24 protein-coding genes and 1 pseudogene are annotated in these 23,104 nt (G+C 70.2%); 16 read left to right on the top strand and 9 right to left on the bottom strand.

From position 1 onward, the window contains the following. Nucleotides 1–126 precede the first annotated feature (126 nt). From QF037_RS15595 to QF037_RS15580, 4 genes are read left to right on the top strand one after another with little or no spacing between them, the layout of a single operon-like run. Complete coding sequence (locus QF037_RS15595) at nt 127–1,038, top strand: ABC transporter ATP-binding protein (RefSeq protein WP_307025650.1); 912 nt, start codon at nt 127–129, stop codon at nt 1,036–1,038. Beyond that, a complete protein-coding gene (locus QF037_RS15590) occupies nt 1,035–1,769 on the top strand; it encodes an ABC transporter permease (RefSeq protein ID WP_307025648.1) in 735 nt (244 codons plus the stop codon). The genes QF037_RS15595 and QF037_RS15590 overlap by 4 nt, the downstream gene beginning before the upstream one ends. Nucleotides 1,770–1,794: 25 nt before the next feature. Then, entirely contained in the window at nt 1,795–3,048 is a 1,254-nt protein-coding gene (locus QF037_RS15585; RefSeq protein WP_307037178.1) for a sensor histidine kinase, read from the top strand. After that, entirely contained in the window at nt 3,038–3,667 is a 630-nt protein-coding gene (locus QF037_RS15580) for a response regulator (RefSeq protein WP_307025646.1), read from the top strand. Before QF037_RS15585 ends, QF037_RS15580 begins: the two co-directional genes overlap by 11 nt. On the opposite strand, the gene QF037_RS15575 is transcribed toward QF037_RS15580, so the two are convergent. Next, nucleotides 3,664–5,085, bottom strand: coding sequence for a sulfatase family protein (locus QF037_RS15575; protein ID WP_307025643.1), 1,422 nt, complete (start codon nt 5,083–5,085; stop codon nt 3,664–3,666). The two genes, QF037_RS15580 and QF037_RS15575, sit on opposite strands and share 4 nt — an antisense overlap. A gap of 158 nt (nt 5,086–5,243) precedes the next feature. Further along, nucleotides 5,244–7,478, bottom strand: a complete 2,235-nt coding sequence (gene glgX, locus QF037_RS15570; RefSeq protein ID WP_307025641.1) for a glycogen debranching protein GlgX — start codon at nt 7,476–7,478, stop codon at nt 5,244–5,246. A 244-nt stretch (nt 7,479–7,722) separates the two neighbouring features. On the opposite strand from glgX, the gene QF037_RS15565 reads away from it, so the two are divergent. From QF037_RS15565 to QF037_RS15540, 6 genes are all read left to right on the top strand, one after another. Then, on the top strand, nt 7,723–8,943 hold the full coding sequence (locus QF037_RS15565) for a L,D-transpeptidase (RefSeq protein ID WP_307025639.1): 1,221 nt from the start codon (nt 7,723–7,725) through the stop codon (nt 8,941–8,943). Between the two features lie 227 nt (nt 8,944–9,170). Continuing rightward, on the top strand, nt 9,171–10,355 hold the full coding sequence (locus QF037_RS15560; RefSeq protein WP_307025637.1) for a L,D-transpeptidase: 1,185 nt from the start codon (nt 9,171–9,173) through the stop codon (nt 10,353–10,355). Nucleotides 10,356–10,432: 77 nt separating this feature from the next. After that, the gene (locus QF037_RS15555) at nt 10,433–11,200 is read left to right on the top strand and encodes an enoyl-CoA hydratase/isomerase family protein (protein ID WP_307025635.1); all 768 of its coding nucleotides are present in this window, start codon (nt 10,433–10,435) and stop codon (nt 11,198–11,200) included. A 287-nt stretch (nt 11,201–11,487) separates the two neighbouring features. Continuing rightward, nucleotides 11,488–11,991 (top strand): ATP-binding protein, encoded by a 504-nt coding sequence (locus tag QF037_RS15550; protein ID WP_307025633.1) that lies wholly within the window; start codon nt 11,488–11,490, stop codon nt 11,989–11,991. 92 nt (nt 11,992–12,083) lie between these two features. After that, nucleotides 12,084–12,845 carry a polysaccharide deacetylase family protein gene (locus QF037_RS15545; RefSeq protein WP_307025631.1) on the top strand — a complete coding sequence of 254 codons (762 nt, stop codon included), beginning with the start codon at nt 12,084–12,086 and terminating at the stop codon, nt 12,843–12,845. Beyond that, the gene (locus tag QF037_RS15540; RefSeq protein ID WP_307025630.1) at nt 12,845–14,035 is read left to right on the top strand and encodes a YncE family protein; all 1,191 of its coding nucleotides are present in this window, start codon (nt 12,845–12,847) and stop codon (nt 14,033–14,035) included. The genes QF037_RS15545 and QF037_RS15540 overlap by 1 nt, the downstream gene beginning before the upstream one ends. A 257-nt stretch (nt 14,036–14,292) precedes the next feature. Here QF037_RS15540 and QF037_RS15535 read toward each other — a convergent pair whose 3' ends face one another. Next, on the bottom strand, nt 14,293–14,961 hold the full coding sequence (locus QF037_RS15535; RefSeq protein WP_307025628.1) for a GNAT family N-acetyltransferase: 669 nt from the start codon (nt 14,959–14,961) through the stop codon (nt 14,293–14,295). 50 nt (nt 14,962–15,011) lie between these two features. Here QF037_RS15535 and QF037_RS15530 point away from each other — a divergent pair, with 50 nt between their 5' ends. Together QF037_RS15530 and QF037_RS15525 are read left to right on the top strand one after the other, a co-directional pair. Further along, nucleotides 15,012–15,929: a helix-turn-helix domain-containing protein gene (locus QF037_RS15530; RefSeq protein WP_307025626.1), complete on the top strand. Its 918-nt coding sequence runs from the start codon at nt 15,012–15,014 to the stop codon at nt 15,927–15,929. Nucleotides 15,930–15,980: 51 nt separating this feature from the next. After that, nucleotides 15,981–16,193 carry an EF-hand domain-containing protein gene (locus tag QF037_RS15525; RefSeq protein WP_307025624.1) on the top strand — a complete coding sequence of 71 codons (213 nt, stop codon included), beginning with the start codon at nt 15,981–15,983 and terminating at the stop codon, nt 16,191–16,193. A gap of 43 nt (nt 16,194–16,236) precedes the next feature. Here the strand turns inward: QF037_RS15525 and QF037_RS15520 are convergent, their stop codons facing one another. The 3 genes from QF037_RS15520 to QF037_RS15510 form a co-directional block, all read right to left on the bottom strand. Continuing rightward, nucleotides 16,237–16,599, bottom strand: coding sequence for a hypothetical protein (locus tag QF037_RS15520; protein WP_307025622.1), 363 nt, complete (start codon nt 16,597–16,599; stop codon nt 16,237–16,239). After that, nucleotides 16,599–16,823 (bottom strand): hypothetical protein, encoded by a 225-nt coding sequence (locus QF037_RS15515; RefSeq protein WP_307025619.1) that lies wholly within the window; start codon nt 16,821–16,823, stop codon nt 16,599–16,601. Before QF037_RS15515 ends, QF037_RS15520 begins: the two co-directional genes overlap by 1 nt. Nucleotides 16,824–16,956: 133 nt before the next feature. Then, a complete protein-coding gene (locus QF037_RS15510) occupies nt 16,957–18,606 on the bottom strand; it encodes a 2-isopropylmalate synthase (RefSeq protein ID WP_307025617.1) in 1,650 nt (549 codons plus the stop codon). A gap of 210 nt (nt 18,607–18,816) precedes the next feature. On the opposite strand from QF037_RS15510, the gene QF037_RS15505 reads away from it, so the two are divergent. After that, complete coding sequence (locus QF037_RS15505) at nt 18,817–19,554, top strand: FadR/GntR family transcriptional regulator (RefSeq protein WP_307025616.1); 738 nt, start codon at nt 18,817–18,819, stop codon at nt 19,552–19,554. Here the strand turns inward: QF037_RS15505 and QF037_RS15500 are convergent. Next, a pseudogene (locus tag QF037_RS15500) lies at nt 19,502–19,819 on the bottom strand (helix-turn-helix transcriptional regulator); the annotation flags it as partial. The gene QF037_RS15505 and the pseudogene QF037_RS15500 overlap by 53 nt on opposite strands. Between QF037_RS15500 and QF037_RS15495 the strand changes: the two are divergent. Genes QF037_RS15495 through QF037_RS15485 form a run of 3 tightly spaced genes read left to right on the top strand, consistent with a single transcriptional unit; the run spans nt 19,820 to nt 21,877 of the window. Next, nucleotides 19,820–20,893, top strand: coding sequence for an RNA-guided endonuclease InsQ/TnpB family protein (locus QF037_RS15495; RefSeq protein WP_307025614.1), 1,074 nt, complete (start codon nt 19,820–19,822; stop codon nt 20,891–20,893). A gap of 58 nt (nt 20,894–20,951) precedes the next feature. Then, nucleotides 20,952–21,134, top strand: coding sequence for a zinc-binding dehydrogenase (locus QF037_RS15490; protein WP_307025612.1), 183 nt, complete (start codon nt 20,952–20,954; stop codon nt 21,132–21,134). Nucleotides 21,135–21,193: 59 nt separating this feature from the next. Continuing rightward, nucleotides 21,194–21,877 carry an NADPH-dependent F420 reductase gene (locus QF037_RS15485; protein WP_373463959.1) on the top strand — a complete coding sequence of 228 codons (684 nt, stop codon included), beginning with the start codon at nt 21,194–21,196 and terminating at the stop codon, nt 21,875–21,877. Between the two features lie 13 nt (nt 21,878–21,890). Here the strand turns inward: QF037_RS15485 and QF037_RS15480 are convergent, their stop codons facing one another. Both QF037_RS15480 and QF037_RS15475 read right to left on the bottom strand, forming a co-directional pair. Further along, complete coding sequence (locus QF037_RS15480) at nt 21,891–22,433, bottom strand: MOSC domain-containing protein (protein ID WP_307025608.1); 543 nt, start codon at nt 22,431–22,433, stop codon at nt 21,891–21,893. A gap of 34 nt (nt 22,434–22,467) precedes the next feature. After that, nucleotides 22,468–23,025: a glycoside hydrolase family 25 protein gene (locus QF037_RS15475; protein ID WP_307025606.1), complete on the bottom strand. Its 558-nt coding sequence runs from the start codon at nt 23,023–23,025 to the stop codon at nt 22,468–22,470. Between the last annotated feature and the right edge of the window lie 79 nt (nt 23,026–23,104).

The raw sequence follows: 23,104 nt of genomic DNA, 5'->3' as shown, positions 1-23,104 counted from the left end.
ACCTACGACCTGCGCGTTCGACCGGCCGCACGGCCCGGTCGTACCCCCGCGTCAACCGATCGGTTGATGTCCCTTCGAGCGCGACGGCCGATGTGCGCATCGCCTGCCGACCGCGACGCTGATGCCATGTCCGTCATCGAAGTCACCGAACTGCGTAAGTCCTACGGCGGCCGGCCCGCCGTGGACGGTGTCTCCTTCGCCGTCGAGGAAGGCGAGATCTTCGGCGTCCTCGGCCCCAACGGAGCCGGCAAGACCACCACCGTCGAGTGCGTCGAGGGCCTGCGCGTCCCCGACGCCGGCCGCGTCCGCGTCACCGGCCTCGACCCGATCGCCGACCACGAGCGGGTCGCCCGCGTCCTCGGCGCCCAGCTCCAGCAGAGCGAGCTCCAGCCCAAACTGACCGTGCGCGAGGCCCTGGAGCTGTACGCCGCGTTCCACGAGAAGCCCGCCGACTGGCGCCCCCTCGCCGAACGCCTCGGCCTGACCGGCACGTTGACCACCCGGTTCGGCAAGCTCTCCGGCGGTCAGAAGCAGCGCCTGTTCATCGCGCTCGCCCTCATCGGCGACCCCAGGGTCGTCGTCCTCGACGAGCTCACCACGGGCCTCGATCCCCGCGCCCGCCGCGACACCTGGGAGCTCATCGAGGAGGTCCGCGCGCGCGGTGTCACCGTCCTGCTGGTCACGCACTTCATGGAGGAGGCGCAGCGGCTGTGCGACCGGATCGCGGTGATCGACAAGGGCCGGATCGCCGCCCTGGACACCCCGGCCGGACTGATCCGCCGCTCGGCGGGCGCCACCGTCATCAGCTTCACGCCGTCCGTCCCCCTCGACGACCGTGACCTGAACGCCCTGCCCGGGCTCGCGTCCGTCCAGCACCGGGACAGCCGCGTCACGCTCGCCGGCACCGACGAGACGGTCAACGCCGTCATCACCCTGCTGGCCCGCACCCACATCACGGCTCACCAACTCCGGGTCACCGACGCCACGTTGGACGACGCGTTCCTGGACCTCACCGAGACCAAGGAGGCAGCGGCATGAACACCGCCGTCCTGAGGACCGAGCTGCGACTCCTCCGCCGCGAACCCGGCGCGCTCTTCTGGATGCTCGCGTTCCCGACCCTGCTGCTGGTGATCCTCGGCTCGATCCCGGCCTTCCACGAGCACGAAGCCGGCCTCGGGGGACTGCGGACCATCGACGTCTATGTCCCCGTGACCGTGCTGCTCGGCCTGATCGTGGGTGGTGTCCAGGCGATGCCGCAGACCCTCACCGGCTATCGCGAGCAGGGCATACTGCGCCGCATGTCCACCACCCCGGTCCGCCCCGCAGCGCTGCTGTCCGCGCAGATGGTGGTCTACGCCGGAGCCGCCCTGGCATCTGCGCTGACCGCCCTCCTCGTGGGGCGACTCGCCTTCGACGTACGACTGCCCGAGCAGCCCTTCGGATACGTCCTCGCCCTTGTTCTGGCCGTGCTGGCCGCCCTCGCCCTGGGTGCCGTGATCTGCGCGCTGTCCCGTACGACGAAGATCGCGGCAGCGATCGGGTCAGCGGTGTTCTTCCCGGCGATGTTCTGTGCGGGCGTGTGGCTGCCGGTGCAGGCCATGCCGGACATGCTGGCCCGGATCGTCGGCTGGACCCCGTTCGGTGCGGCCGCCGAGGCCCTCAACCGGGCCGCGGCGGGCGACTCGCCGGGCTGGACCCATATGGGCGTGCTGGTGGCCTGGACCGTACTGCTCACGGCCGCCGCGTCGCGCTGGTTCCGCTGGGAGTAGGGAAGTGGCCGTGCAGACTGGGGAGATGACCGCGTCGTACGCGAAGTTCGAGCGGCGCCAGGACCAGTTCCACAACTGGGGCCCCTACGGGCTGCTCCTCGTCTCCACCGTCCTCTCGCTCGCCGCCGGCACCCTGATCGCGGGCCCTGCCGAGTGGTATGCGGGCGGGGCCCTCGTTGTCGCCGCGGTGGCGCTCCAGCTCTGGCTCGGCCCTCGCCACGGCTGCCGGACCCCGTCCCGCCGCGGAGCCGTCATCTACGCCCTGCGCTGGGCTGTCGCCTTCGTGCTGACGTGGATCAACCCGTTCTTCGCGTTCTACGCGTCCACCGGCTACTTCGACACCGACGAACTGATCCCCGGCAAGCGCCGGCAGCGGCTCGGCCTCTTCGCCCACGCCGTCGTGATCGCGGGCTCGCAGGCCGGCGGAATGCCGTTCCACAGCTGGATCCAGTGGGTGTTGTTCGGCGTGATGCTGATCGCGAACACCACCCTGCTGATGATGGTCGGCCATTTCGCCCGGCAGGAGGAACAGCGCTCCCGCGACCGGGCCGTCACCATCACCGAACTCGAACGTACCAACACGGCATTGCAGCAGGCGCTCGACGAGAACGCCGCCCTTCACGCCCAACTCCTCGTCCAGGCGCGGGAAGCGGGCGTCGCCGACGAGCGCCGGCGGCTCGCCGCCGAGATCCACGACACCATCGCCCAGGGCCTGACCGGCATCATCGCCCAGCTCCAGGTCGTCGCCAACGCCCCCGACCTGGACGTCGCCCGCACCCATCTGGCCCGCGCCTCCGACCTGGCCCGGCACAGCCTCGGCGAGGCCCGCCGCTCGGTGCACAACCTCGCCCCGGTGGCGCTTCAGGACGCCGGGCTGCCGGAGGCACTGCAGAAGACGGTCACCGAATGGGGCGAACGGACGGGCGTACGGGCCGAGTTCACCGTGACCGGGCGGGCGGAGCAGCTGCACGAGGAGGTCGCGGCCACCCTGCTGAGGATCGTCCAGGAGGCCCTGTCGAACGCCGCCCGCCATGCGCGGGCCACCCGTGTCGGGGTGACCCTCAGCTTCCTGGGCGACGAGGTGATCCTCGACATCCGTGACGACGGCCAGGGCTTCGACCCCCTCGCCGTCCCCGCACGCACCCGCGCCGGCGGCTTCGGACTCGACGGGATGCGGGCCCGCGCCGAGCGCATCGCCGGCACGCTCGCCGTGGAGTCCGAGCCGGGCCACGGCACGGCGCTGTCGGCTCGCGTACCGTTGGTCCGCCATGAGCCGTGACATCTCGCTGCTGATCGTCGACGACCATCCCGTCGTACGGGACGGTCTGCGCGGCATGTTCGAGAACGCCCCCGGATTCACCGTCCTCGGCGAGGCGTCGAACGGCGTCGAGGCTCTGGCGCAGGCCGCCGCGCTCGACCCCGACGTGATCCTGATGGATCTGCGCATGCCGGGCGGCGGGGGAGTCGACGCCATCCGCGAACTGACCCGCCGGGCCGCCCGCGCGAAAGTCCTCGTCCTCACCACGTACGACACGGACTCGGACACCCTGCCCGCGATCGAGGCGGGCGCGACGGGCTATCTGCTCAAGGACGCCCTGCGCGACGAACTGTTCACGGCCGTCCGCGCGGCGGCGGACGGACGTACGGTCCTCTCCCCGGCCGTCGCCTCCCGCCTGGTCTCGGCGGTGCGCGCCCCCGGCAACGAGCCGCTCTCCGCGCGCGAACGCGAGGTGCTGGCCCTGGTCGCCAGGGGCACGTCGAACCGGGAGATCGCCCGTGAACTGTTCATCAGCGAGGCGACCGTGAAGACCCATCTCACCCACCTGTACGCCAAGTTGGGCGTCAAGGACCGGGCGGCCGCGGTGGCGACGGCGTACGAGCGAGGGATCCTCGGCTAGTCCGGGTACGGCAGCAGGGTGCCGGCGGTCTTCTCCCAGGACGCCTTCAGCTCGGCGAGCAACTCGGGCTCGTCCGGGGCCAGATCGGCCTGTTCGCGGGAGTCGGCCGCCAGGTTGTAGAGGTGGTCGGTCTGGTCGGCGTCCTGGTAGTACTTCCAGTCCCCGCGCCGCAGCGCCCGGTTGGCCCGCACCCGCCAGAACAGGTCCCGCTCGGGCAGCTCCTCGCCCTTGAGCAGGTATCCGGCGAGGCTCGTGCCGTCCAGCGGGTACGCCGGGTCGGGGCGCGCGCCGCCGATCTCCAGCAGGGTCGCCGTCCAGTCGGGGGAGAAGTTGGGCTCGTGGCTGACCTGGTGGCCGTCGACGCGGGCGGGCCAGCGCACGATCGTCGGGACGCGGATACCGCCTTCGAGCAGCACGAACTTCTCGCCGCTGAGCGGCCAGTTGTAGGAGTAGCGCTCACCGCCGTTGTCGCTGGCGAAGAGGACGAGGGTGTTCTCCTCCTGCCCGGAGCGGCGCAGCGCGGCGAGCACCTCGCCGACGGCGGCGTCCAGGCTCTCCACCATCTCCTTGTACTTCTCGACCGAGCCGCCGTCGTAGTGGTTGAGTGCGGCGACGACCTCGGCCTGCGTCTTCGCGGCGCGGATCTTCGCCTCGATCCCGGCGCCCGTCTCCTCGTCGCCCTCCGCGAGCCACGGCCAGTGCGGGGTGGTGAAGTTGAGGTTCAGCAGCCAGGGCCTGTCGTGGTGGTCCCGGCCGACGTACTCGACGGCCCGCTCGGTCAGGACCTCGGTGTAGTAGCGCAGGTCCTTGTAGGTGGCGTCGCCCTCGTACAGGTCGTACTCGCCGAGCTGGCCGAGCTTGGAGAAGTACTCCAGCACGCCGCCGTGGTTGCCGAAGAACTCGTCCCAGCCGGACTTGGTGGGGCTGAAGTCCGGCAGCCAGCCGCAGTGCCACTTGCCGATGAGGGCGGTGGCGTAACCGGCCTTCTTCAGCAGGGAGGCGAGCGTGGGGTGGTTCGGGTCCAGCCCCTGCGTCCGGTACCCGATCGGCTCGGCGAGCCCGCCCGGGGTACGTCCCGGATAGCGCCCCGTGTAGAGGCTGAACCGGGTCGGCGAGCAGGTGGCCGACCCCGAGTACGCGTCGGTGAACCGCACACCCTGCCGGGCCAGCCGGTCCAGGTGCGGCGTCCTGATGTGCGGGGCGCCGTAGGAGGACAGGTCGGCCCAGCCGAGGTCGTCACCGAGGATGACCAGGATGTTGGGGCGCCTGCCGGAGGAGGCGGCGCGGCGGGCCCGGAAGGGGCGCTCGGTGGGGGCGGCGTTCTCAGCGGCCTCGGCGGTGGCGGCCGTACCGGCGACGGCGGTCACGGCGCCGCCGCCGACGAGACCACCGAAGGCACGGCGGGATATCTCGGGCATGTCCTTCAGTGGATCAACCGACCCCGCCTCCTGGCCAGAATTCCGGCGGGGAGTTCATGGACCTGAAACGTTGCCTGAGCCAACCGGTCTCAGCCGAGATCGGCTGGGCGGAGAAGGCCGACCGGAGCGGTGAAGCGGGGGCGCGTCGCGCACAGGGTCTACCCCGCCACCTTCAGCAGCAGCACCGCCCGAGCCGGCACCGTGATCGCCGCCCCCGCCCGATGCACCACCCCCGGCTCCTCCGCCTGGGTCTCCCGGGCCGTGTCGATCACCACCTCGTACCGTTCCGCCCACGGCGGGGCCGGCAGGACGAAGCTCGCCGGGCGGTCCCCGGCGTGCAGTACGGCGAGGAAGCTGTCGTCGACGATCGGGGCGCCCCGCTCGTCGCGTCCGGGGATGTCGCGGCCGGAGAGATACATGCCGAGGGTGGGCGCCGGCGCGTACCAGTCCCGTTCCGTCATCTCCGTGCCCCGTGCCGTGAACCAGGCCAGGTCCCGCAGCCCGTCCGCGGAGTGCGCCCGTCCGGAGAAGAAGGCCCGGCGGCGCAGGACCGGGTGCCGGTGCCGGAGTGCGATGAGCCTCGACGTCAGGTCGAACAGGGCCTTCCAGCCCGGCTGTTCCAGCAGCTCCCAGTCCAGCCAGCTGATCTCGTTGTCCTGGCAGTACGCGTTGTTGTTGCCGCGCTGGGTCCGTCCCAGCTCGTCGCCCGCGACCAGCATCGGCACCCCCGTCGACAGCAGCAGCGTCGTCAGCAGGTTCCGCAGCTGACGGCGCCTGAGCCCCCGTATCCGCTCGTCGTCGGTCTCGCCCTCCGCCCCGCAGTTCCACGACCGGTTGTCGTCCGAACCGTCCCGGTTGCCCTCGCCGTTGGCCTCGTTGTGCTTCCGTTCGTACGAGACCATGTCCCGCAGCGTGAAACCGTCGTGTGCGGTCACGAAGTTGACCGAGGCGTACGGGCGTCGGCCGCCCCAGGCGTAGAGATCGCTGGACCCCGACAGGCGGTAGCCGAGATCCCGCACGTCCGGCAGCGCGCCCCGCCAGAAGTCCCGCACGGCGTTGCGGTACCGGTCGTTCCACTCCGTCCACAGCGGAGGGAAGGCGCCGACCTGGTAGCCGCCCGACCCCACGTCCCACGGTTCGGCGATCAGCTTCACCCGCCGCAGCACCGGGTCCTGGGCGATCACCGCCAGGAACGGGGACAGCATGTCGACGTCGTGCATGGACCGGGCCAGCGCGGCGGCGAGGTCGAAGCGGAAGCCGTCGACGCCCATCTCCGTCACCCAGTAGCGCAGGGAGTCGGTGATGAGACGCAGGACATGCGGCTGCACCACGTGCAGGGTGTTGCCGCAGCCCGTGTAGTCGGCGTACCTCCGGGCGTCCGACTGGAGCCTGTAGTAGCCCCGGTTGTCGATGCCCTTCAGCGACAGCGTCGGGCCCAGCTCGCCCGCCTCCGCGGTGTGGTTGTAGACCACGTCGAGGATGACCTCGATCCCGGCCGCGTGCAGGGCGCGCACCATGCGCTTGAACTCGCCGACCTGCTGGCCGGTCGTACCGGACGCGGCGTAGGTGGCGTGCGGGGCGAAGTAGCCGATGGAGTTGTAGCCCCAGTAGTTCTTGAGGCCTCGCCGCAGCAGGTGGTCCTCGTGGGCGAACTGGTGCACGGGGAGCAGCTCCACGGCCGTGACGCCCAGCTTCACCAGGTGTTCTATGGCCGCCGGGTGCGCCAACCCGGCGTAGGTGCCGCGCAGTTCCTCGGGTATCCCCGGGTGCAGTTTGGTGAAGCCCCGTACGTGCAGCTCGTAGATGACGGAGTCCGCCCACGGTGTCTTCGGACGGCGGTCGTCCTCCCACTCGTCGTCATCGTGGACGACGACACCCTTGGGGACGAACGGCGCCGAGTCCCGCTCGTCGCGCACGGTGTCGGCGACCTGCTGCTGCGGCCAGTCGCGGACATGCCCGTAGACCTCGGGCGGCAGACCGAAGTCGCCGTCCACCGCGCGGGCGTACGGGTCGAGAAGCAGCTTCGCCGGGTTCCAGCGGCCGCCGGTCCACGGGTCCCAGCGGCCGTGCACCCGATAGCCGTACCGCTGCCCGGGCATCACGCCCGGCACGAAGCCGTGCCAGATCTCGTGCGTCAGCTCGGTCAGCCGGGCCCGTGTCTCCTTGCCCCGCTCGTCGAAGAGGCACAGCTCGACTCCTTCGGCGCCGCCCGCCCACAGCGCGAAGTTGGTGCCCGCGACCCCGTCGGGACCCACCCGGAACCGGGATCCCAGGGGCATGGGTGCGCCCGGCCACACGGGTACCCCCGGTGCGGACGGCGTGCGCCGCGCACCGTTCACGACGGCCGGACCTACTTCCTCGGCCACCGCCTCCTGCTCGGCTGCGCTGGACACCCTTCGTCCTCCCACGGCTCGGGGGACGACCTGGAAGGAGAGCGCACGGCATCCCGGCCGCGGCTCCCCAAGAGCGTCGTCCTCCCCACTGTTCTGCCCAACGGTTGGCCAACCGACCCGCGCCTCTGAGGGGCGCGAGGAACGGCGCGATCAGCCCCCACCGGGCCGAGGATCCATGACGGCGTATCAGCGGAGGGCGTCGCACTCACGTTTCCCCAGGGCGGGCCGCGTCGTTGGGTGCGATGTGAGGCACGTACAAGGGCGCGCTCGGCGCGCAGGGGCCGCACTGGCCGCCGTACTGACATGGGCCGGACTGCTGGCCGGCTGCACTTCCGGATCCACGGGAGGGATCGATCTCGGCGGGCTGGGCAAGCCCCCCGCACCCGAGGACGTCATCCGCGTCCTGCCCGACGACAACAGCAAAGGCGTCCGGCAGGACACCAGATTCCTCGTCCGCGTACCCAGCGGGCGGCTGGAGTCGGTCGAGGTCGTCAAGGCGCAGGACGCGCAGGAGACCCCGGTGTCCGGGCACATCTCCGACGACGGCCTGCGCTGGGAACCCGACGAGGAGAGGCTCGCGCTCGCCGCCGAGTACACCGTCGACGTGGTGGCCCTGGACGGGCACGGGCGCCGCTCCGCCCGGCACACCACCTTCACCACGTACGTCCCCGACGAGCGCTTCATCGGATACGTCAGCCCGGAGAACCGCTCCACGGTCGGCACCGGAATGATCGTCTCCCTGGAGTTCAACCGGGAGATCGAGAACCGGACCGCCGTCGAACGCGCCGTCCACGTCACGTCCGAGCCGCCCGTCGAGATCCGCCCGCACTGGTTCGGCAAGGGCCGCCTCGACTTCCGTCCCGAGCGCTACTGGAAGCCCGGCACCCAGGTCACCGTCGGGCTGCGGCTGCGGGACGTCGAAGCGGCGCCCGGCGTCTACGGGTTGCAGTACAAGACGTTCTCCTTCACCGTCGGGCGCAGCCAGGTCTCCCTGGTCGACGCGGCGAAGCACACCATGCAGGTGCGGCGTGAGGGCGAGCTGCTCGCCACCGTGCCGATCACGGCGGGCGCCCCCAGGACGACGACGTACAACGGCAAAATGGTCGTCTCCGAGATGCTCGAGGTCACCCGGATGAACAGCCGCACGGTCGGCTTCGGCGGCGAGTACGACATCCCGGACGTCCCGCACGCCATGCGCCTGACCGACTCCGGCACCTTCCTGCACGGCAACTACTGGGCGCCGAACGCCCCCGGCAAGGTCAATGTCAGCCACGGCTGTGTGGGGCTGAGGGACGTGAAGGGGGGCGGTTCGGGCACCCCGGCGGGCTGGTTCTTCGACCGCAGCCTCATCGGGGACGTCGTGGAGGTCGTCCACAGCAATGACAAAAAGGTCGCTCCTGACAACGGCCTCGGAGGGTGGAATATGGGCTGGAAGGAGTGGAAGGCGGGCAGCGCGGTGAAGTAGCCAGGTGGGGGGCGGGGTCGGGCCCCGGTCGAGCGGGAGCAGTTGGGACCGAACGGTGACAATCGCACCCCGCCGACGGGCCTGATCTTGCGGTTAATATCGCCGGACGCGCGGGACGCGCAGGGGTTGCGGGCCTGGGACCGGGCCCGGCGAGGGGAGAAAAGATCTTGAACGTGCGACCGATATCGGGGGCGTCGGTTGACGCACGCGGGCGTGGCCGTAAGCGGATGGCCGCGCTGTTGCTGGGGGTCGTGCTGACCGCCGTCACCGCGTGCGGGGGAGGCGGCGGGGACTCGGACGCCAAGCCCGGCTCCGGCAAGGGCAAGGACGCGGACACCGGGCAGAGCAAGCAGTCCGTGGCGGTGGTCTCCATCGCCCCCAAGGACGGGGCCAAGTCCGTCGAGACCAGCGGGGCTCTGAAGATCGGCGCCGACAAGGGCAAGCTGACCACGGTCGAGGTCAAGGACTCCAAGGGTGAGAAGATCGACGGCGCGATATCCGCCGACGGCGCCTCCTGGACGCCGTCCAGCCATCTGGCGGCCGCCACCAAGTACTCGGTGCACGCGGTCGCGAAGGACTCCGAGGGCCGTGAGGCCGCCGAGGACTCCAGCTTCACCACGCTGACGCCGAAGAACACCTTCATCGGCACCTTCACGCCCGAGGACGGCTCCAAGGTCGGCGTCGGAATGCCCTTCTCCATCCGCTTCACCCGGGGCATCACCAAGCCCGAGGACGTCGAGAAGGCCATCACCATCAAGACCGAGCCGGCCGTCGACGTCGCGGGCCACTGGTTCGGCAACGACCGGCTGGACTTCCGCCCCGAGGAATACTGGAAGTCCGGCACCAAGGTCACCGTCGAGCTGAACCTGGACGGCGTCGAGGGTCGCGACGGCGTCTACGGCAAGCAGTCCAAGACCGTGTCCTTCACCGTCGGCCGCAGCCAGGTCTCCATCGTGGACGCCAAGAAGCACACGATGAAGGTCATGCGGGACGGCAAGCTCTTCAAGACCATCCCGGTCACGACCGGCAAGCCCGGCTACGCCACCTGGAACGGTCAGATGGTCATCAGTGAGAAGTTCACGGTGACCCGGATGAACGGCGACACCGTCGGCTACGACGGCGAGTACGACATCAAGGACGTCCCGCACGCCATGCGGTTGACCGACTCCGGCACCTTCGTGCACGGCAACTACTGGGGCGGCGGCGCCTTCGGCAACTACAACGCCAGCCACGGCTGCATCGGTCTGCGCGATGTCCGCGGCGGCTACGACAGCTCGGTGCCGGCCGCGTGGTTCTTCAACAACTCGATGCCCGGTGACGTGGTGACGGTGAAGAACTCCACCGACCCGACGGTCGACCCGGCCAACGGCCTCAACGGCTGGAACCTCTCCTGGGAGAAGTGGAAGGCGTAACTCCTACGACGACGAGGGGCCCCGGTGTGAGACATCGCACCGGGGCGCCTGTCGTTAGTGGCCGTTAACCTTCCCTCATGACCGTGACTCTCGAAGTGGCCGACGGCGTCGGCACGATCCGACTCGACCGCCCGCCCATGAACGCGCTGGACATCGCCGTCCAGGACCGGCTCAAGGAGCTCGCCGAGGAGGCCACGCGCCGCGAGGACGTGCGTGCCGTGGTGATCTACGGCGGGGAGAAGGTGTTCGCGGCGGGCGCGGACATCAAGGAGATGCAGGCCATGGACCACACGGCGATGGTCCTGCGCGCCCGCGCGCTCCAGGACTCCTTCACGGCGGTGGCCCGCATTCCCAAGCCGGTCGTCGCGGCCGTCACCGGTTACGCCCTGGGCGGCGGCTGCGAACTGGCGCTGTGCGCGGACTTCCGTATCGCCGCCGACAACGCCAAGCTGGGTCAGCCCGAGATCCTCCTCGGTCTGATCCCGGGCGCCGGCGGCACCCAGCGTCTCGCCCGGCTCATCGGCCCGTCCAAGGCGAAGGACCTCATCTTCACCGGCCGGATGGTCAGGGCCGACGAGGCCGAGAAGCTGGGCCTGGTGGACCGGGTCGTCCCGGCCGCCGACGTGTACACCGAGGCGCACGCCTGGGCGGCGCGGCTCGCGCAGGGTCCGGCGATCGCGCTGCGCGCCGCGAAGGAGTCCATCGACACCGGACTGGAGACCGACATCGACACCGGACTGGCCGTCGAACGGAACTGGTTCGCGGGCCTGTTCGCCACCGCCGACCGCGAGACCGGGATGCGCAGCTTCGTCGAGGAAGGCCCTGGCAAGGCGAAATTCCTGTGAGGAATCTCTTGAGGAAACTCGCCTGAACCACTTGCTGTTGACGGGACGTCTGATCCGGGTCCCTCGATGGGGCGGTTTATGGGAGCCTTAAGGCAACCTTAAGCCTGCCTTGTCGAGGGAATCGTCGATTGCCGTCAGTCGAGCCTCCGCCGCAGGTCAAAGGGGTTACTTCAAGCCACGAAATACCTTTGGCATATGCCGATCGGAACCAGCGGAATGATGGATTCCAGGGGGCGTATTCCGTAGAGACGGCCCCGCAGGGCGGCGGGTGCGGCCATGATGGTGGCATGGCGGGGCTGGAGGGTATCGAACAGCCGCGGGGACACGGCCGTGCGACCGCGGCGCGCTGGTCGCCCACGGTCGAGGACGAACACGCGCTCAAGGTGCTGGAGTTGTTCGGTAACCCGACGGAGGCGGAGGTTCCGCTCCCCTCGCGCCCCGAGTCCGCCGCCGCGGCCCGCCGGTTGACCCAAGTCGTGGTCCTGCGTCACTGGGGGCTCACCCCGAAGATGACCGAGGACGCGGTTCTGCTCGTCTCCGAGCTCGTGGGCAACGCGGTGCGTCATACGGGAGGCCGGGTTTTCGGACTCCGGATGCGGCGTCGCCGTGGGTGGATCCGGGTCGAGGTGCGTGATCCCTCCCGCGGGTTGCCCTGTCTGATGCCGGTGCAGGAGATGGACATCAGCGGGCGGGGGCTTTTCCTCGTGGACAAGCTGTCCGACCGGTGGGGCGTGGATCTCCTGCCTCGCGGGAAGACCACGTGGTTCGAGATGCGGGTGGCTGACCGGTAGTTGTCCGGCTGCGGCTGTGTGGGGGTTAATCGTGCGGCTCCCCGCGCCCCTGGGTGGGTGAATCGGCCGGTATCGCCAGGTAAGCCCCTTAAATGGGGCGGATGACTACGACTGATCGCCGTACCGTGCTGCGCGTCAGCGCGGGGCTCGTCTTCACCGCCGGGTGCGCTACGAGTGGCGCTGTCGCCCATCCCGTCCACTCCAGCCCACCAGCCGAACCCACGCCCGCCCCAGGCCCTCGCCGTCTCCCCGGCCTCCCCGCCCAACTCACCCACGGCCCCCGCACCCACTCCCGCGTAGCCCTCACCTTCCACGGCAACGGCGACCCCGCCACCGCCCACGCCCTGCTCCGCGAGGCGGAACGGGCCGGGGCCCGCATCACCGTCCTCGCCGTCGGCACCTGGCTCGACGAGCACCCCGGGATCGCCCGCCGCATCCTCGACGGCGGCCACGACCTCGGCAACCACACCCTCCACCACCTCGGCGTCAACGACATGTCCGAGGCCGACGCCCGAGCCGAGATCGACGGCTGTGCCGAGCGGCTGAGGCGGCTCACCGGCTCGATCGGCAGCTGGTTCCGTCCCTCGCGCGCCGCGCGTGCCACACCGCTCGTCGAGCGGCTGGCCCGTGACGCCGGCTACCCGCACGTCCTGTCGTACGACGTCGACTCCCTCGACTTCACCTCACCCGGCGCCCCCGCCGTCACCCGCAAGGTCCTCGGCGAGATCCGCAACGGATCCGTGGTGAGCCTGCACTTCGGGTACGTCGACACGGTCGCCGCCCTCCCCGCCGTACTGGAAGAACTCGACCGCCGCGGCCTGGCCGCCGTGACCACCACGGAGCTGTTCAGCTGATGCACCGCACCCACCTCCTCCAGCACACCCTTGTCACGGGCGCCGTACTCGCCGCCCTCGCCGCCTGTGGCACCGACGCCCGGGACAACGCCCCCTCCGAAGAACGACAGCGCACCACCAAGGCCGCCGTCCCCGCCCCGCCGAAGAAGAAGCCCGTGCAGGGGCTGCCCGGCATGCCGCCCGTCCTCGACCCGAAGGACGTGTACGCCGCCGACCGCCCGGGCAAGCTCTCCCCGGTGGTCAAGGACTTCCCGTCCCGGGTCTACGTCCCCAACACCGAGTCCGACACGGTCTCCGTCATCGACCCGAAGACGTACCGGATCATCGAGACCGTCCGCGTCGGCCGTCAGCCCCAACACGTCGTCCCCTCCTGGGACATGAAGACCCTCTGGGTGAACAACAACCGCGGCCACACGCTCACCCCCATCGACCCGAAGACCGGGAAAGCGGGCAAGCCGGTCGAGGTGCACGACCCCTACAACCTCTACTTCACACCCAACGGCAAGTACGCCGTCGTGATGGCCTCCCTCGACCGCGAACTCGTCTTCCGTGACCCGCACACCATGAAGCGGGTCAAGACCGAACCGGTCAGCTGCTACGGCGTCAACCACGCCGACTTCTCCCTCGACGGCAGGTACTTCATCGTCTCCTGCGAGTTCAGCGGCGAACTGCTCAAGGTCGACACCGAGAAGATGAAGGTCGTCGGGCAGCAGAAACTCCCCTTCAAGGGGGCCATGCCGCAGGACGTGAAGATCTCGCCCGACGGAAAGCGGTTCTACGTCGCCGACATGATGGCCGACGGCATGTGGGTCCTCGACGGCGACACGTTCGGCAAGCCGAAGCTGCTGCCCACGGGCAAGGGCACCCACGGGCTGTACGTCAGCCGCGACTCCCGCGAGATGTACGTCTCCAACCGCGGCGAAGGCACCATCTCCGTCTGGGACTTCGCGCAGAACAAGGTCACCAGGAAGTGGCAACTGTCCGACGGCGCCAGCCCCGACATGGGCGGTGTCTCGGCGGACGGCAAGGTGCTGTGGCTGTCGGGGCGTTACGACGCCGAGGTGTACGCCATCGACACCCGCACCGGCGAGCAGCTGGCCCGGATCCCGGTGGGCAGCGGCCCGCACGGGCTCGCGGTGTACCCGCAGCCGGGACGGTACTCGCTCGGCCACACCGGCATCTTCCGCTGACACCGGGTCGGTTGACACGCCCCACTACCAGTGATGATCCACAACCCGCCGTCGCAGAACCGGAATGGTGTTCCCCGTGATCACAACCAGCTGCGGCGGCGGGCCGCGTGAGCGCCGCGCCGGCTGAGCCCAGGGGAGTCTGCAGGTCCGCTGTGGCTGGTCGCGCAGTTCCCCGCGCCCCTTGGGCCGACTGCACAACCGCCGATGACAAGATCTGCGCCGCACGCTCTACCGCAGCGACGGCGGCGGCCCCGAGATCATGAGCGGCTGTCAGAGCAACCCGCACTTCGAGGCCTGGCACTGAGCAGCAGCGCCTCCGCGCCGACGGGACGGTAACCCGCCGCCTGGAACGCCCGTGTGCTGCGGGCGTTCCCGGGGGCCACCTGGGCCCACAGCGGCTCCTCGACGAGCTGCCGGGCGGCGGTCAGGAGCAGTCGCCCCAGCCCCCGGTGCCGTACGTCCTCGTCCACCTCCAGCGAGACCTCCAGCCGGCCACCGATCCCGCGCCCCGCCACCAGCACCCCGCCGTCGGTCGTCCAGGCCCGTACGTCGTCGCGGCGCCCGCGGGCGTACGCGATACGCGGATGACCGGCGTCCGTGATCTCCGCCAGCGCGAGCGGAGGCTCGCCGGGCAGGGGCGAGCCGACGAACATCGCGTCGATGGTCTCGGCCGTACGCCCCGTCCGCGCCATGAAGGCCGCCAGGAAAGCCGGGTTCATCGTCGCGGCCAGCGGATCGCACTCCAGGGCCGCCAGTGTGTCGTACACCCACCGCGGGTCCTCGTCCGTGAAGACGACGGAGTGCGCGGTGAAGGCGAGCACGCCCGCGTCCCGGGCGGAGGCCTGCGGCACGACGGTCGTACGGCCGTTGGGCGGCGGAAAGACACCGCGGGCGGCCGCGTCGAGAATGTCCCGAAGAGTCTCCACCGCACCCGCTCCTTGAGTCTCCACCCACTGGAAGGCCCAGACTCGCAGACATGATCGACGACGGCACCGGGCTTTTCACCATCGGCGAGCTGGCGAGGGCCACCGGCCTCACCGTACGGACCATCCGTTACTGGTCCGACGAGGGCGTGCTCGAGCCGGTGACCCGCTCGGACGGCGGCTACCGCCTCTACGACGCGGAGTCCGCCGCCCGCCTCGAACTGATCCGCACGCTGCGCGAGCTGGGCCTCGGCCTGGTGGACGTGCGCAGGGTGCTGGCGGGGGAGCGGACGGTGGCGGAGGTCGCGGCGGCGCACGTGGTGGCGCTGGACGCGCGGATCCGCTCGCTCAAAGTGACCCGGGCGGTGCTGTCGACCGTTGCGCGACGCGGGTCGACCGCGGAGGAGATGACACTGATGAACAAGCTGGCACGGCTGTCCGCCGCAGAGCGGCGCAGGATCATCGAGGACTTCATGGCGGAGATCTTCGAGGGGCTCGACACGGCGGATCCCGACATCCGCACCCGGCTGCGGTTCGCCGGCGCCGCCAACCTGCCGGACGATCCCAGCCCCGAGCAGGTGGACGCGTGGGTGGAGCTGGCCGAACTCATCCAGGACCCGGAGTTCCGGGCGCTGATGCGCAGGGCGGTCGAGTTCAACGCGGCGGACCGGGGGCCCGATGTCCCCGCCGGGACGTCCCTGTGGTTCATGAGCCGGCTCGTCCAGCTGGCAGGGGAGGCGCTGGGGCGCGGGATCGCCCCCGAGGCACCGGAGGCGGACGAGCTGCTGGCCGGTCTCCTCGGCGACGCCGACCGGGCCGAGGTGCTCAAGCGTCTCGAGGCGGGAACGAACCTGCGGCTCGCCCGGTACCGCGAGCTGTCGGCCGTCGTGAACGGGCTCGAACCCCAGCCGTCGTACGAGGAGGAGTTCGCGTGGGTGGTCGCCGCTCTGCGTGCTCGGAGCGCCGGATAATCTGGCCTCCGTCAGCAAGACGGCAAGGAACGACGAAAAAGGGGCGGCTCGGTGGCGGACATCGACGAGGCACGCAAGCATTTCGAACGGATCGACACGGACGGTGACGGCTTCATCACCGCGGCCGAGTTCAAGACCGCCCTCGCCCAGGCAGGCGACTGGAACGTCACCGAGTCGGTCGCCGAGGTGATCATCAAGACTCGCGACCTGAACGGCGACAAGGTGCTGTCGTTCGACGAGTTCTGGGCATACCTGAGCAAGTGACGCGAACGGAAGGGGGGCGCCCGGCTTCGGGCGCCCCCCTTCGTCATGCCGTGCGCGCGTTGCGGAGGAAGGTCGCCGGCATGTCGATGCCGATCTCGGCGGCCGAGACCCGCGTCAGCATCCCGACGAGGTGCGAGGCTTCCACGGCGAGCGGCTCGTCGGCGTGCGCCATGAATGCGTACGCGTAGAGGGCGCCCACTTCGTCGTTGCGGCAGGCGAAAGGGCGTAACTGTGCCACGGTCGCCGCGAGGGTGGCCGCTCGCCAGTCGTTGTCGGCGTCGGCCTGGTTCTTGCTCGCGTGCCGGGCGACGGCCGCCTCCAGCGCGGGGATGTCCAGGACTTCGGGCGGGTCGGTGAGCTGGTCCGCGATGACGAGGGCCCAGCGCAGGTCGACGGTGAGTTCCATCAGCTGCGCCCTGCCTCCAGAGCCTCGGCGAAGGCCTTGGCAGCGGCCAGGACGTGCGGTGGCACTGTCTCGTCCGGTGTCTCCTTCCCCTCGAGGTCCCGCTCGATGAGGGTGCGGATGTAGCCGGAGAGCATCATGCCGCGCTCGTGCGCTATGGCCTTGGCCTTGTCGACCAGCTCGGCGGGGAGGCGGACGTTCAGTTGCTTGGTGTCCTGGGTCTGCATGGAGGCTCCCGGCTGCTCGTTGGGCACTGGCGATTCGACTAGCATCGCCTAGCTATTGCTAGCTGTCCACCGGTTCCGGAGATCAGCCGTCCGTCCCCTACGACATCCACCCCCTCGGCGCGCAGTACCTCCCTCACCGCAGCGCCCGGTTCACCGCCGACAGCACCGCCTGGACGGAGGCGCCCCGGCCCTCGCCGGCGCCCCAGGCCGGGACGTCGTCCGTCTCGCACTCGGCGTAGGCCGCCGTGCCGTCCTCGGCGAAGTCCCGGACGTGGACGGTGAATCCGGCGCCGGCCAGCGCGTCGACGAACGCGGTCACCGGACCGGCGCCGGTGCCCTCGTAGTCGCCCGTACGGTCCCCCGTGCGCAGGGTGCAGACGAAACGGTGCGCGCCGGACTCGTCCCGGTGGACCGACCAGGCCTCCAGCGCGACCTCCCCGTCCGTCACGACGTACGTGGAACGGAACAGGTCGTACAGCTCCTTCGGCGTCATCTCCCGCCCGCTGTCGTCCGTGGCCTCCTGGACGACCCGCGAGAACTCGGGCCGCATGCGGGGCGGCAGGTCGATGTCGTGGTGGGCCTTGAGCAGGTACGCCATTCCGCCCTTGCCCGACTGGGAGTTCACGCGGATCACCGCCTCGTAGGAACGGCCGATGTCGGCCGGGTCGATCGGCAGGTACGGGACGTCCCAGGGCCCGTCCGGGTGCTCGGCCCGGCGGGCGAAGCCCTTGCTGATGGCGTCCTGGTGCGTACCCGAGAAGGCGGTGTGGACGAGGTCCCCGGCGTAGGGATGGCGGGGATGCACCGGCAGCCGGTTGCAGTGCTCGACCGTCTCCTTCACCGCGTCGATGTCACTGAAGTCGATCATCGGGTCGACACCCTGGGCGTACAGGTTCAGCGCCAGGGTGACCAGGTCGACGTTGCCCGTCCGCTCCCCGTTGCCGAACAGACAGCCCTCGACCCGCTGCGCCCCGGCCAGCACGGAGAGTTCGGCGCAGGCGACGCCGGTGCCCCGGTCGTTGTGGGGGTGGACGGAGAGGATCACCGAGTCGCGGCGGGACAGATGGCGGTGGAAGTACTCGATCTGGTCGGCGTAGACGTTCGGGGTCGCGATCTCCACCGTCGCCGGGAGGTTGTGCGTGACCGGACGGTCCGGGCTCGCGTCCCACAGCTCGGTCAGCCGGTCGCACAGCTCCAGGACGAAGTCGGGCTCGGTGAGGTTGAAGGTCTCGGGCGAGAACTGGAAGCGGACTCCGGGCGCCGCCCGCCGGACCATGTGCTCGGCCGCGTCCTTCACCGTCCGCCACACCTCGTCCCGGTCCCGGCCCAGGACGACGTCCCGCCACACCGGCGAGGTCGCGATGTACAGGTGGACGACGGCACGGGGCAGCCCTTCGATCGAGTCGAAGGTCCGGTCGATCAGCTCGCGCCGGGCCGGGGTGAAGACGACGGGGGTGACGTCGTCCGGTACGGCGCCGTCGGCCACCAGATGCCGTACGAAGTCGAAGTCGGTACGGCTCGCGGACGGATAGCCGACCTCGATCTCCTTGAAGCCCAGGGAGACCAGCAGGTCGAAGAAGCGGCGCTTGCGCGGCGTGTCCATCGGCTCGGCCAGCGCCTGGTTGCCGTCGCGCAGGTCGACGGGGACCCAGAGCGGGGCGCACTCGATACGGGCGGAGGGCCAGCCGCGGTCGGTGACGGGGACGTCGACGCGCTGGTCGTAGGGGCGGTAGCGGTGGAACGGCATGGCGCTGGGCCGTTGCGGATTCCAGGTGAGGGTCATCGTCTGCTGCTGCCTTCGTCGGCTCGGTCGGACGGTGACCGGCAGCACGGCGACCCGCGGCGGGGTGCCGGTCGCGTCAGGCCCCGCCGCGGCAGCCGAGAAGAAGACCGCGGAACGTCATACGGGCTAGGCTAACCACTCCTCAGCTCCTCAGACAAGTGAGAATGGCTCGAGTACGGAAAACTCCTCAGACAAGGTGGTGAACGGTCGATGCCGCTGGGTCCCCTCCGCCCGAGCCCCTTGGTGGAACAGGCCGCCGAGCGTCTGCGCGAGCAGATCGCCGCCGGTCACTGGGCGGTCGGCAGCAAACTGCCCGGCGAGACCACGCTCGCCAGGAAACTCGGCGTGGGCCGCTCGACGGTCCGCGAGGCGCTCCGCGCGCTGGCCGGCGCGGGTCTGGTGCAGCCCCGCCAGGGCGCCGGTGTCTTCGTCCTCGCGACCGAGCCGACGCGGGACTGGCCCACCCGGCTGCGGCGCGCTGCCGTCACCGACGTCTACGAGGTCCGCATGGCGGTCGAGGTCCAAGCGGCCCGTCTCGCCGCGCGGCGGCGCACGCCCGAGGACGTGGCGGCGATGGAGGCGGCGCTGGAGGGGCGCCGGGTGGCTTCGGGCGCGGATGACGCGGCGTTCGTCGACGCGGACATCGCCTTCCACGCGGCCGTGGTGGCGGCCGCGCACAACCCCGTGCTCGACGACCTGTTCGCGGAGTTCACACCGGTCCTGCGACAGGGCCTCATCGACCTCCTGTCCCTGACCGGCCTGCGCACGCACGACCCCAACACGGCGGACGAGGCGCACGAGGCGCTGGTCCGGGCCGTCGCGGACGGGGACGCGGAGGCGGCGGCCGAGGTGGTGCGCGAGGAGTTGGAGGACCCCTTCGCAGGCCAGGACGGGGTCAGGACACCTTCCTCCGGTACTGCCCCGGCGCCACCCCGTACTCCCTCTTGAAGGCCTTGGCGAAGGCGAACTCCGAGGTGTAGCCGGTGCGTTGGGCGACCAGGCGCAGGGGCAGGTCGTCCTCGCGGAGCAGCCGGCCGGCGGTTGTCATGCGCCACCACGTCAGATACGTCAGCGGCGGGCGTCCCACGAGCGCCGTGAACCGTCGGGAGAAGGCCGCGCGGGACAGGCCACCGTGGGCGCCGAGTTCCTCCACCGTCCAGGGGCGGTCCGGGGCGGCGTGGATGGCCTGGAGCGCCGCCACCGCGGGGTCGGCATGGCGGCGATCCAGGTCGCGCGGCGCATCGGCGCGATTCCGCTGGCGACGACTCGCACGGAGGCCAAGCGGCAAGGGCTGCTGGACGCGGGGGCGGCGGAGGTGATCGTCTCCGGGGGTGACGCCGAGACGGTGGCCAAGGAGGTCACATCCCGTGCGAAGGCGCACAAGGACATCAAGCAACGCCTGCCGCAGCGGCGGCGGGCCGGGATGCCGAGATACAAGAAGAAGCGCGAGGCCCTCCCGAGCCTGAACTACACCCGACGCGGCTTCCGGCTCAAGGACGGGCGCCTGCACCTGGCGGGCGGGATCGTGCTGGGTGTGGTGTGGTCGCGGGACCTGCCCGCCAACCCGTCCTCGGTACGGATCTACCAGGACTGTCTCGGTCACTGGTGCGCCTCCTTCGTCGCCCCCGCCGAAGTCCAGCCGCTGCCCGCCACCGGTGCGGTGATCGGCATCGACTGGGGCGTCAAGGAGACCGCGACCACCACCTCCGACGTGCACGACCTCCCGCATGCCCAGCACGGGAAGAAGGCCCGGGCGAAGCTGTCGCGGTACGACCGGATGATGGCCCGCAGGAAGCCCGAGAAGGGCCGGTCCGGCTCGAAGGGCTACCGCGAGGCGAAGAAGTGGCGGGCGAAGACCTACGCGAAGATCGCCCGGCAGCGGCAGGACACCGGCCGCAAGTGGGCCAAGCGAGTCGTCCGGGACCATGACGCGATCGCGGTGGAGGACTTCCGCCCGAAGTTCCTCGCGAAGACGACCATGGCCCGCAAGGCGGCGGATGCCGCGATCGGCGCCACCAAGACGGCCCTGCTGGAGATGGGCCGCAAACACGGGCGGGACGTCCGCCTGGTGCATCCTGCGCACACCACCATGGACTGCGCGCAGTGCGGAGCGAGAACCAAGCACGCACTGCCGCTGTTGGAACGTACCTACACCTGCACCGCGTGCGGAGCCGTGTCCCCACGGGACAAGAACTCCGCCCGCGTGATGCTCGTCCGGGCTGGTCTCAACCCGGCTGGCGCCGAGGGCGTAAGACCTCCTGGAGCGCTGCTCCAGGAGGCGGCCTGAGCCAGGAATCCCCCGCCCATCAGACGGGGGAGGTTTCAAGATCCACACGTACGCCAACATGACCCTCACCGCGACACCGGGGGGCCGCCGCCGCTCCACGGCGTTCCTGAACGCGGGGCTGGCGGACGGGGGGTTCCGGCCGGTGGTGGCCGAGGTCTTCGACGGGCTGGACCGTATCCGGGACGCCCACCGGCTGATGGAGTCGAACCGGCACACGGGCAAGATCGTCGTACGGATCTGAGGCTCCGAGGAATACCCTCCGGCCCTCCCCGGTTGCCCTGCTCAGACGCATGCACATGCATCGACCTTGAGAGGGCTTCCATGAAGATCGGCATCATCGGCGCGGGACAGATCGGCGGCAACCTCACCCGCAGGCTCACCGCTCTCGGACACGAGGTGTCCGTCGCGAACTCCCGCGGCCCGCACACGCTCACCGAGCTGGCGAAGGAGACGGGTGCGACGCCCGTCCCGGTGGAGGAGGCGGCGCGCGGCGCGGAGGTGGTCGTCGTCACGATCCCGCTGAAGGCGATCCCCGACCTGCCCTCGGGCCTCTTCGCCGAGGCGGCGGACGGGGTCGTCGTCATCGACACCGGCAACTACTACCCCCGCCAGCGCGACGGCCGGATCGCCGCGATCGAGGACGAGGGCCTCACGGAGAGCCGCTGGACGGAACAGCACCTCGGCCATCCCGTCATCAAGGCCTTCAACGGTACCTACGCCCAGGACATCCTCGACCGCCACCGTCCGGCCGGCACCCCCGACCGGCAGGCACTCCCGGTCGCGGGCGACGACGCGGCGGCCAAGGCGAAGGTCCGCGCCCTGATCGACGAACTCGGCTTCGACACGGTCGACGCGGGCGGCCTCGACGACTCCTGGCGTCAGCAGCCGGACACACCGGTGTACGGACTGCGGGAGGGCGTCGAGGCGGTCACGAAGGCGCTGGCGGAGGCGAGCCCGGAGCGCCCGGCGGACTTCCGCGGCTAGATCCGGGCCGGCGTCAGACGATCTCCAGCGGCATGTGCGGCCCGTCGGGAAGCACGACCTTGATGGCATCCCCGGGCCGCACGACGCCGCCTTCGAGAACGACGCTCATGATCCCGGACTTGAACCGCACCTTGCCGTCGTCGTCCCGCCCGACGACCTGCTTCATGAGCCCCTTCCGGAAGGTGTCGATCTGCGCACAGGGATTCCGCAGCCCGGTCACCTCGACGACGGCCTGCGCCCCGAGATGCAGCCGAGTCCCGACCGGCAGCCCGAGCAGATCGATCCCCCGGGTGGTGACGTTCTCCCCGAGCTCCCCGGCACCCACCTCGAACCCGGCCTCCCTCACCTCCTCGAACAACTCCTCGTGGATGAGGTGCACCTGCCGCAGATTCGGCTGCGAAGCATCCTTCTTCATCCGGAACCGATGCTTCACCGTCTCTCCGGCATGCACATCCCCCTCCACCCCGAGCCCGGCGAGCAGCGTGACGCTGTCCCGGTTCGGCTTGGTGAACGAGTACGTCCCATTGCTGCTGACCGCAGCGACTGTCCCACCCATGCCGAGCAGCATAAGCCGAGCAGCATAAATGGGCTCAGGCGTTCTCCGCCCACGCCCGCAGGGCGGCCTTGCTCGCGAAGTCCGCGACGTTCTTGTCCACCGGATCGTCGGTGTACTGGTGGAAGAGCCACTTCGCCTTGATACGGGGCTTGCCCGCGGTCACGTAGTCGGCGATCCAGAGGGCGTCACCGGCATAGGACGTCTTGTCGATGTCCAACCAGTAGTTGCGGTTGGCATAGAGGACGACCCTGTTGTTCGGCCGCAGCTCCTTCACCTTCCGGATGAACCGGTCCTTCTCCGCGTTGGTCGCATGCGTCCCGTCCCCGGTCGTCTCCCAGTCCACCGCGAGGATCTCGCCGGCCCGCTCCGGGGCCTTGCTGACGAAGTGCTCCGCCTGGGCGGTGAGGTTGCCCGGCCAGAGGAAGTGGTAGTACCCGACGACCAGGCCGGCGTCGCGGGCCGTCTTCGTCTGGGCCGCCAGTTTGGGGTTGGTGTACGTGCGGCCCTCCGTCGCCTTGATGAAGACGAAGGAGAGGCCGTCAGTGTCGTAGGAGGAGGACTGGTACGAGCTGACGTCGATGCCGCGCAGCATGGGGGACTCCTCGAAATGCCGTAGGGGGACAGGAGTTGGAGTACCCCATACCTTAGGCACCACAGGTGTCAGGCTCTGC

This window comes from Streptomyces canus (assembly GCF_030815415.1).
GTDB lineage: Bacteria > Actinomycetota > Actinomycetes > Streptomycetales > Streptomycetaceae > Streptomyces > Streptomyces canus_F.
This window is presented reverse-complemented; position numbering and strand designations above follow the sequence as displayed.

Coding starts and splice junctions, on each gene's coding strand:
- QF037_RS15490 (WP_307025612.1), top strand. CDS start 20,952: ATGACCCTCACCGCGACACCGGGGGGCCGCCGCCGCTCCACGGCGTTC.
- QF037_RS15475 (WP_307025606.1), bottom strand. CDS start 23,025: ATGCTGCGCGGCATCGACGTCAGCTCGTACCAGTCCTCCTCCTACGAC.
- QF037_RS15580 (WP_307025646.1), top strand. CDS start 3,038: ATGAGCCGTGACATCTCGCTGCTGATCGTCGACGACCATCCCGTCGTA.
- QF037_RS15550 (WP_307025633.1), top strand. CDS start 11,488: ATGGCGGGGCTGGAGGGTATCGAACAGCCGCGGGGACACGGCCGTGCG.
- QF037_RS15505 (WP_307025616.1), top strand. CDS start 18,817: ATGCCGCTGGGTCCCCTCCGCCCGAGCCCCTTGGTGGAACAGGCCGCC.
- QF037_RS15555 (WP_307025635.1), top strand. CDS start 10,433: ATGACCGTGACTCTCGAAGTGGCCGACGGCGTCGGCACGATCCGACTC.
- QF037_RS15590 (WP_307025648.1), top strand. CDS start 1,035: ATGAACACCGCCGTCCTGAGGACCGAGCTGCGACTCCTCCGCCGCGAA.
- QF037_RS15540 (WP_307025630.1), top strand. CDS start 12,845: ATGCACCGCACCCACCTCCTCCAGCACACCCTTGTCACGGGCGCCGTA.
- QF037_RS15520 (WP_307025622.1), bottom strand. CDS start 16,599: ATGGAACTCACCGTCGACCTGCGCTGGGCCCTCGTCATCGCGGACCAG.
- QF037_RS15515 (WP_307025619.1), bottom strand. CDS start 16,823: ATGCAGACCCAGGACACCAAGCAACTGAACGTCCGCCTCCCCGCCGAG.
- QF037_RS15585 (WP_307037178.1), top strand. CDS start 1,795: ATGACCGCGTCGTACGCGAAGTTCGAGCGGCGCCAGGACCAGTTCCAC.
- QF037_RS15575 (WP_307025643.1), bottom strand. CDS start 5,085: ATGCCCGAGATATCCCGCCGTGCCTTCGGTGGTCTCGTCGGCGGCGGC.
- QF037_RS15495 (WP_307025614.1), top strand. CDS start 19,820: ATGGCGGCGATCCAGGTCGCGCGGCGCATCGGCGCGATTCCGCTGGCG.
- QF037_RS15510 (WP_307025617.1), bottom strand. CDS start 18,606: ATGACCCTCACCTGGAATCCGCAACGGCCCAGCGCCATGCCGTTCCAC.
- QF037_RS15595 (WP_307025650.1), top strand. CDS start 127: ATGTCCGTCATCGAAGTCACCGAACTGCGTAAGTCCTACGGCGGCCGG.
- QF037_RS15480 (WP_307025608.1), bottom strand. CDS start 22,433: ATGGGTGGGACAGTCGCTGCGGTCAGCAGCAATGGGACGTACTCGTTC.
- QF037_RS15560 (WP_307025637.1), top strand. CDS start 9,171: ATGGCCGCGCTGTTGCTGGGGGTCGTGCTGACCGCCGTCACCGCGTGC.
- QF037_RS15530 (WP_307025626.1), top strand. CDS start 15,012: ATGATCGACGACGGCACCGGGCTTTTCACCATCGGCGAGCTGGCGAGG.
- QF037_RS15545 (WP_307025631.1), top strand. CDS start 12,084: ATGGGGCGGATGACTACGACTGATCGCCGTACCGTGCTGCGCGTCAGC.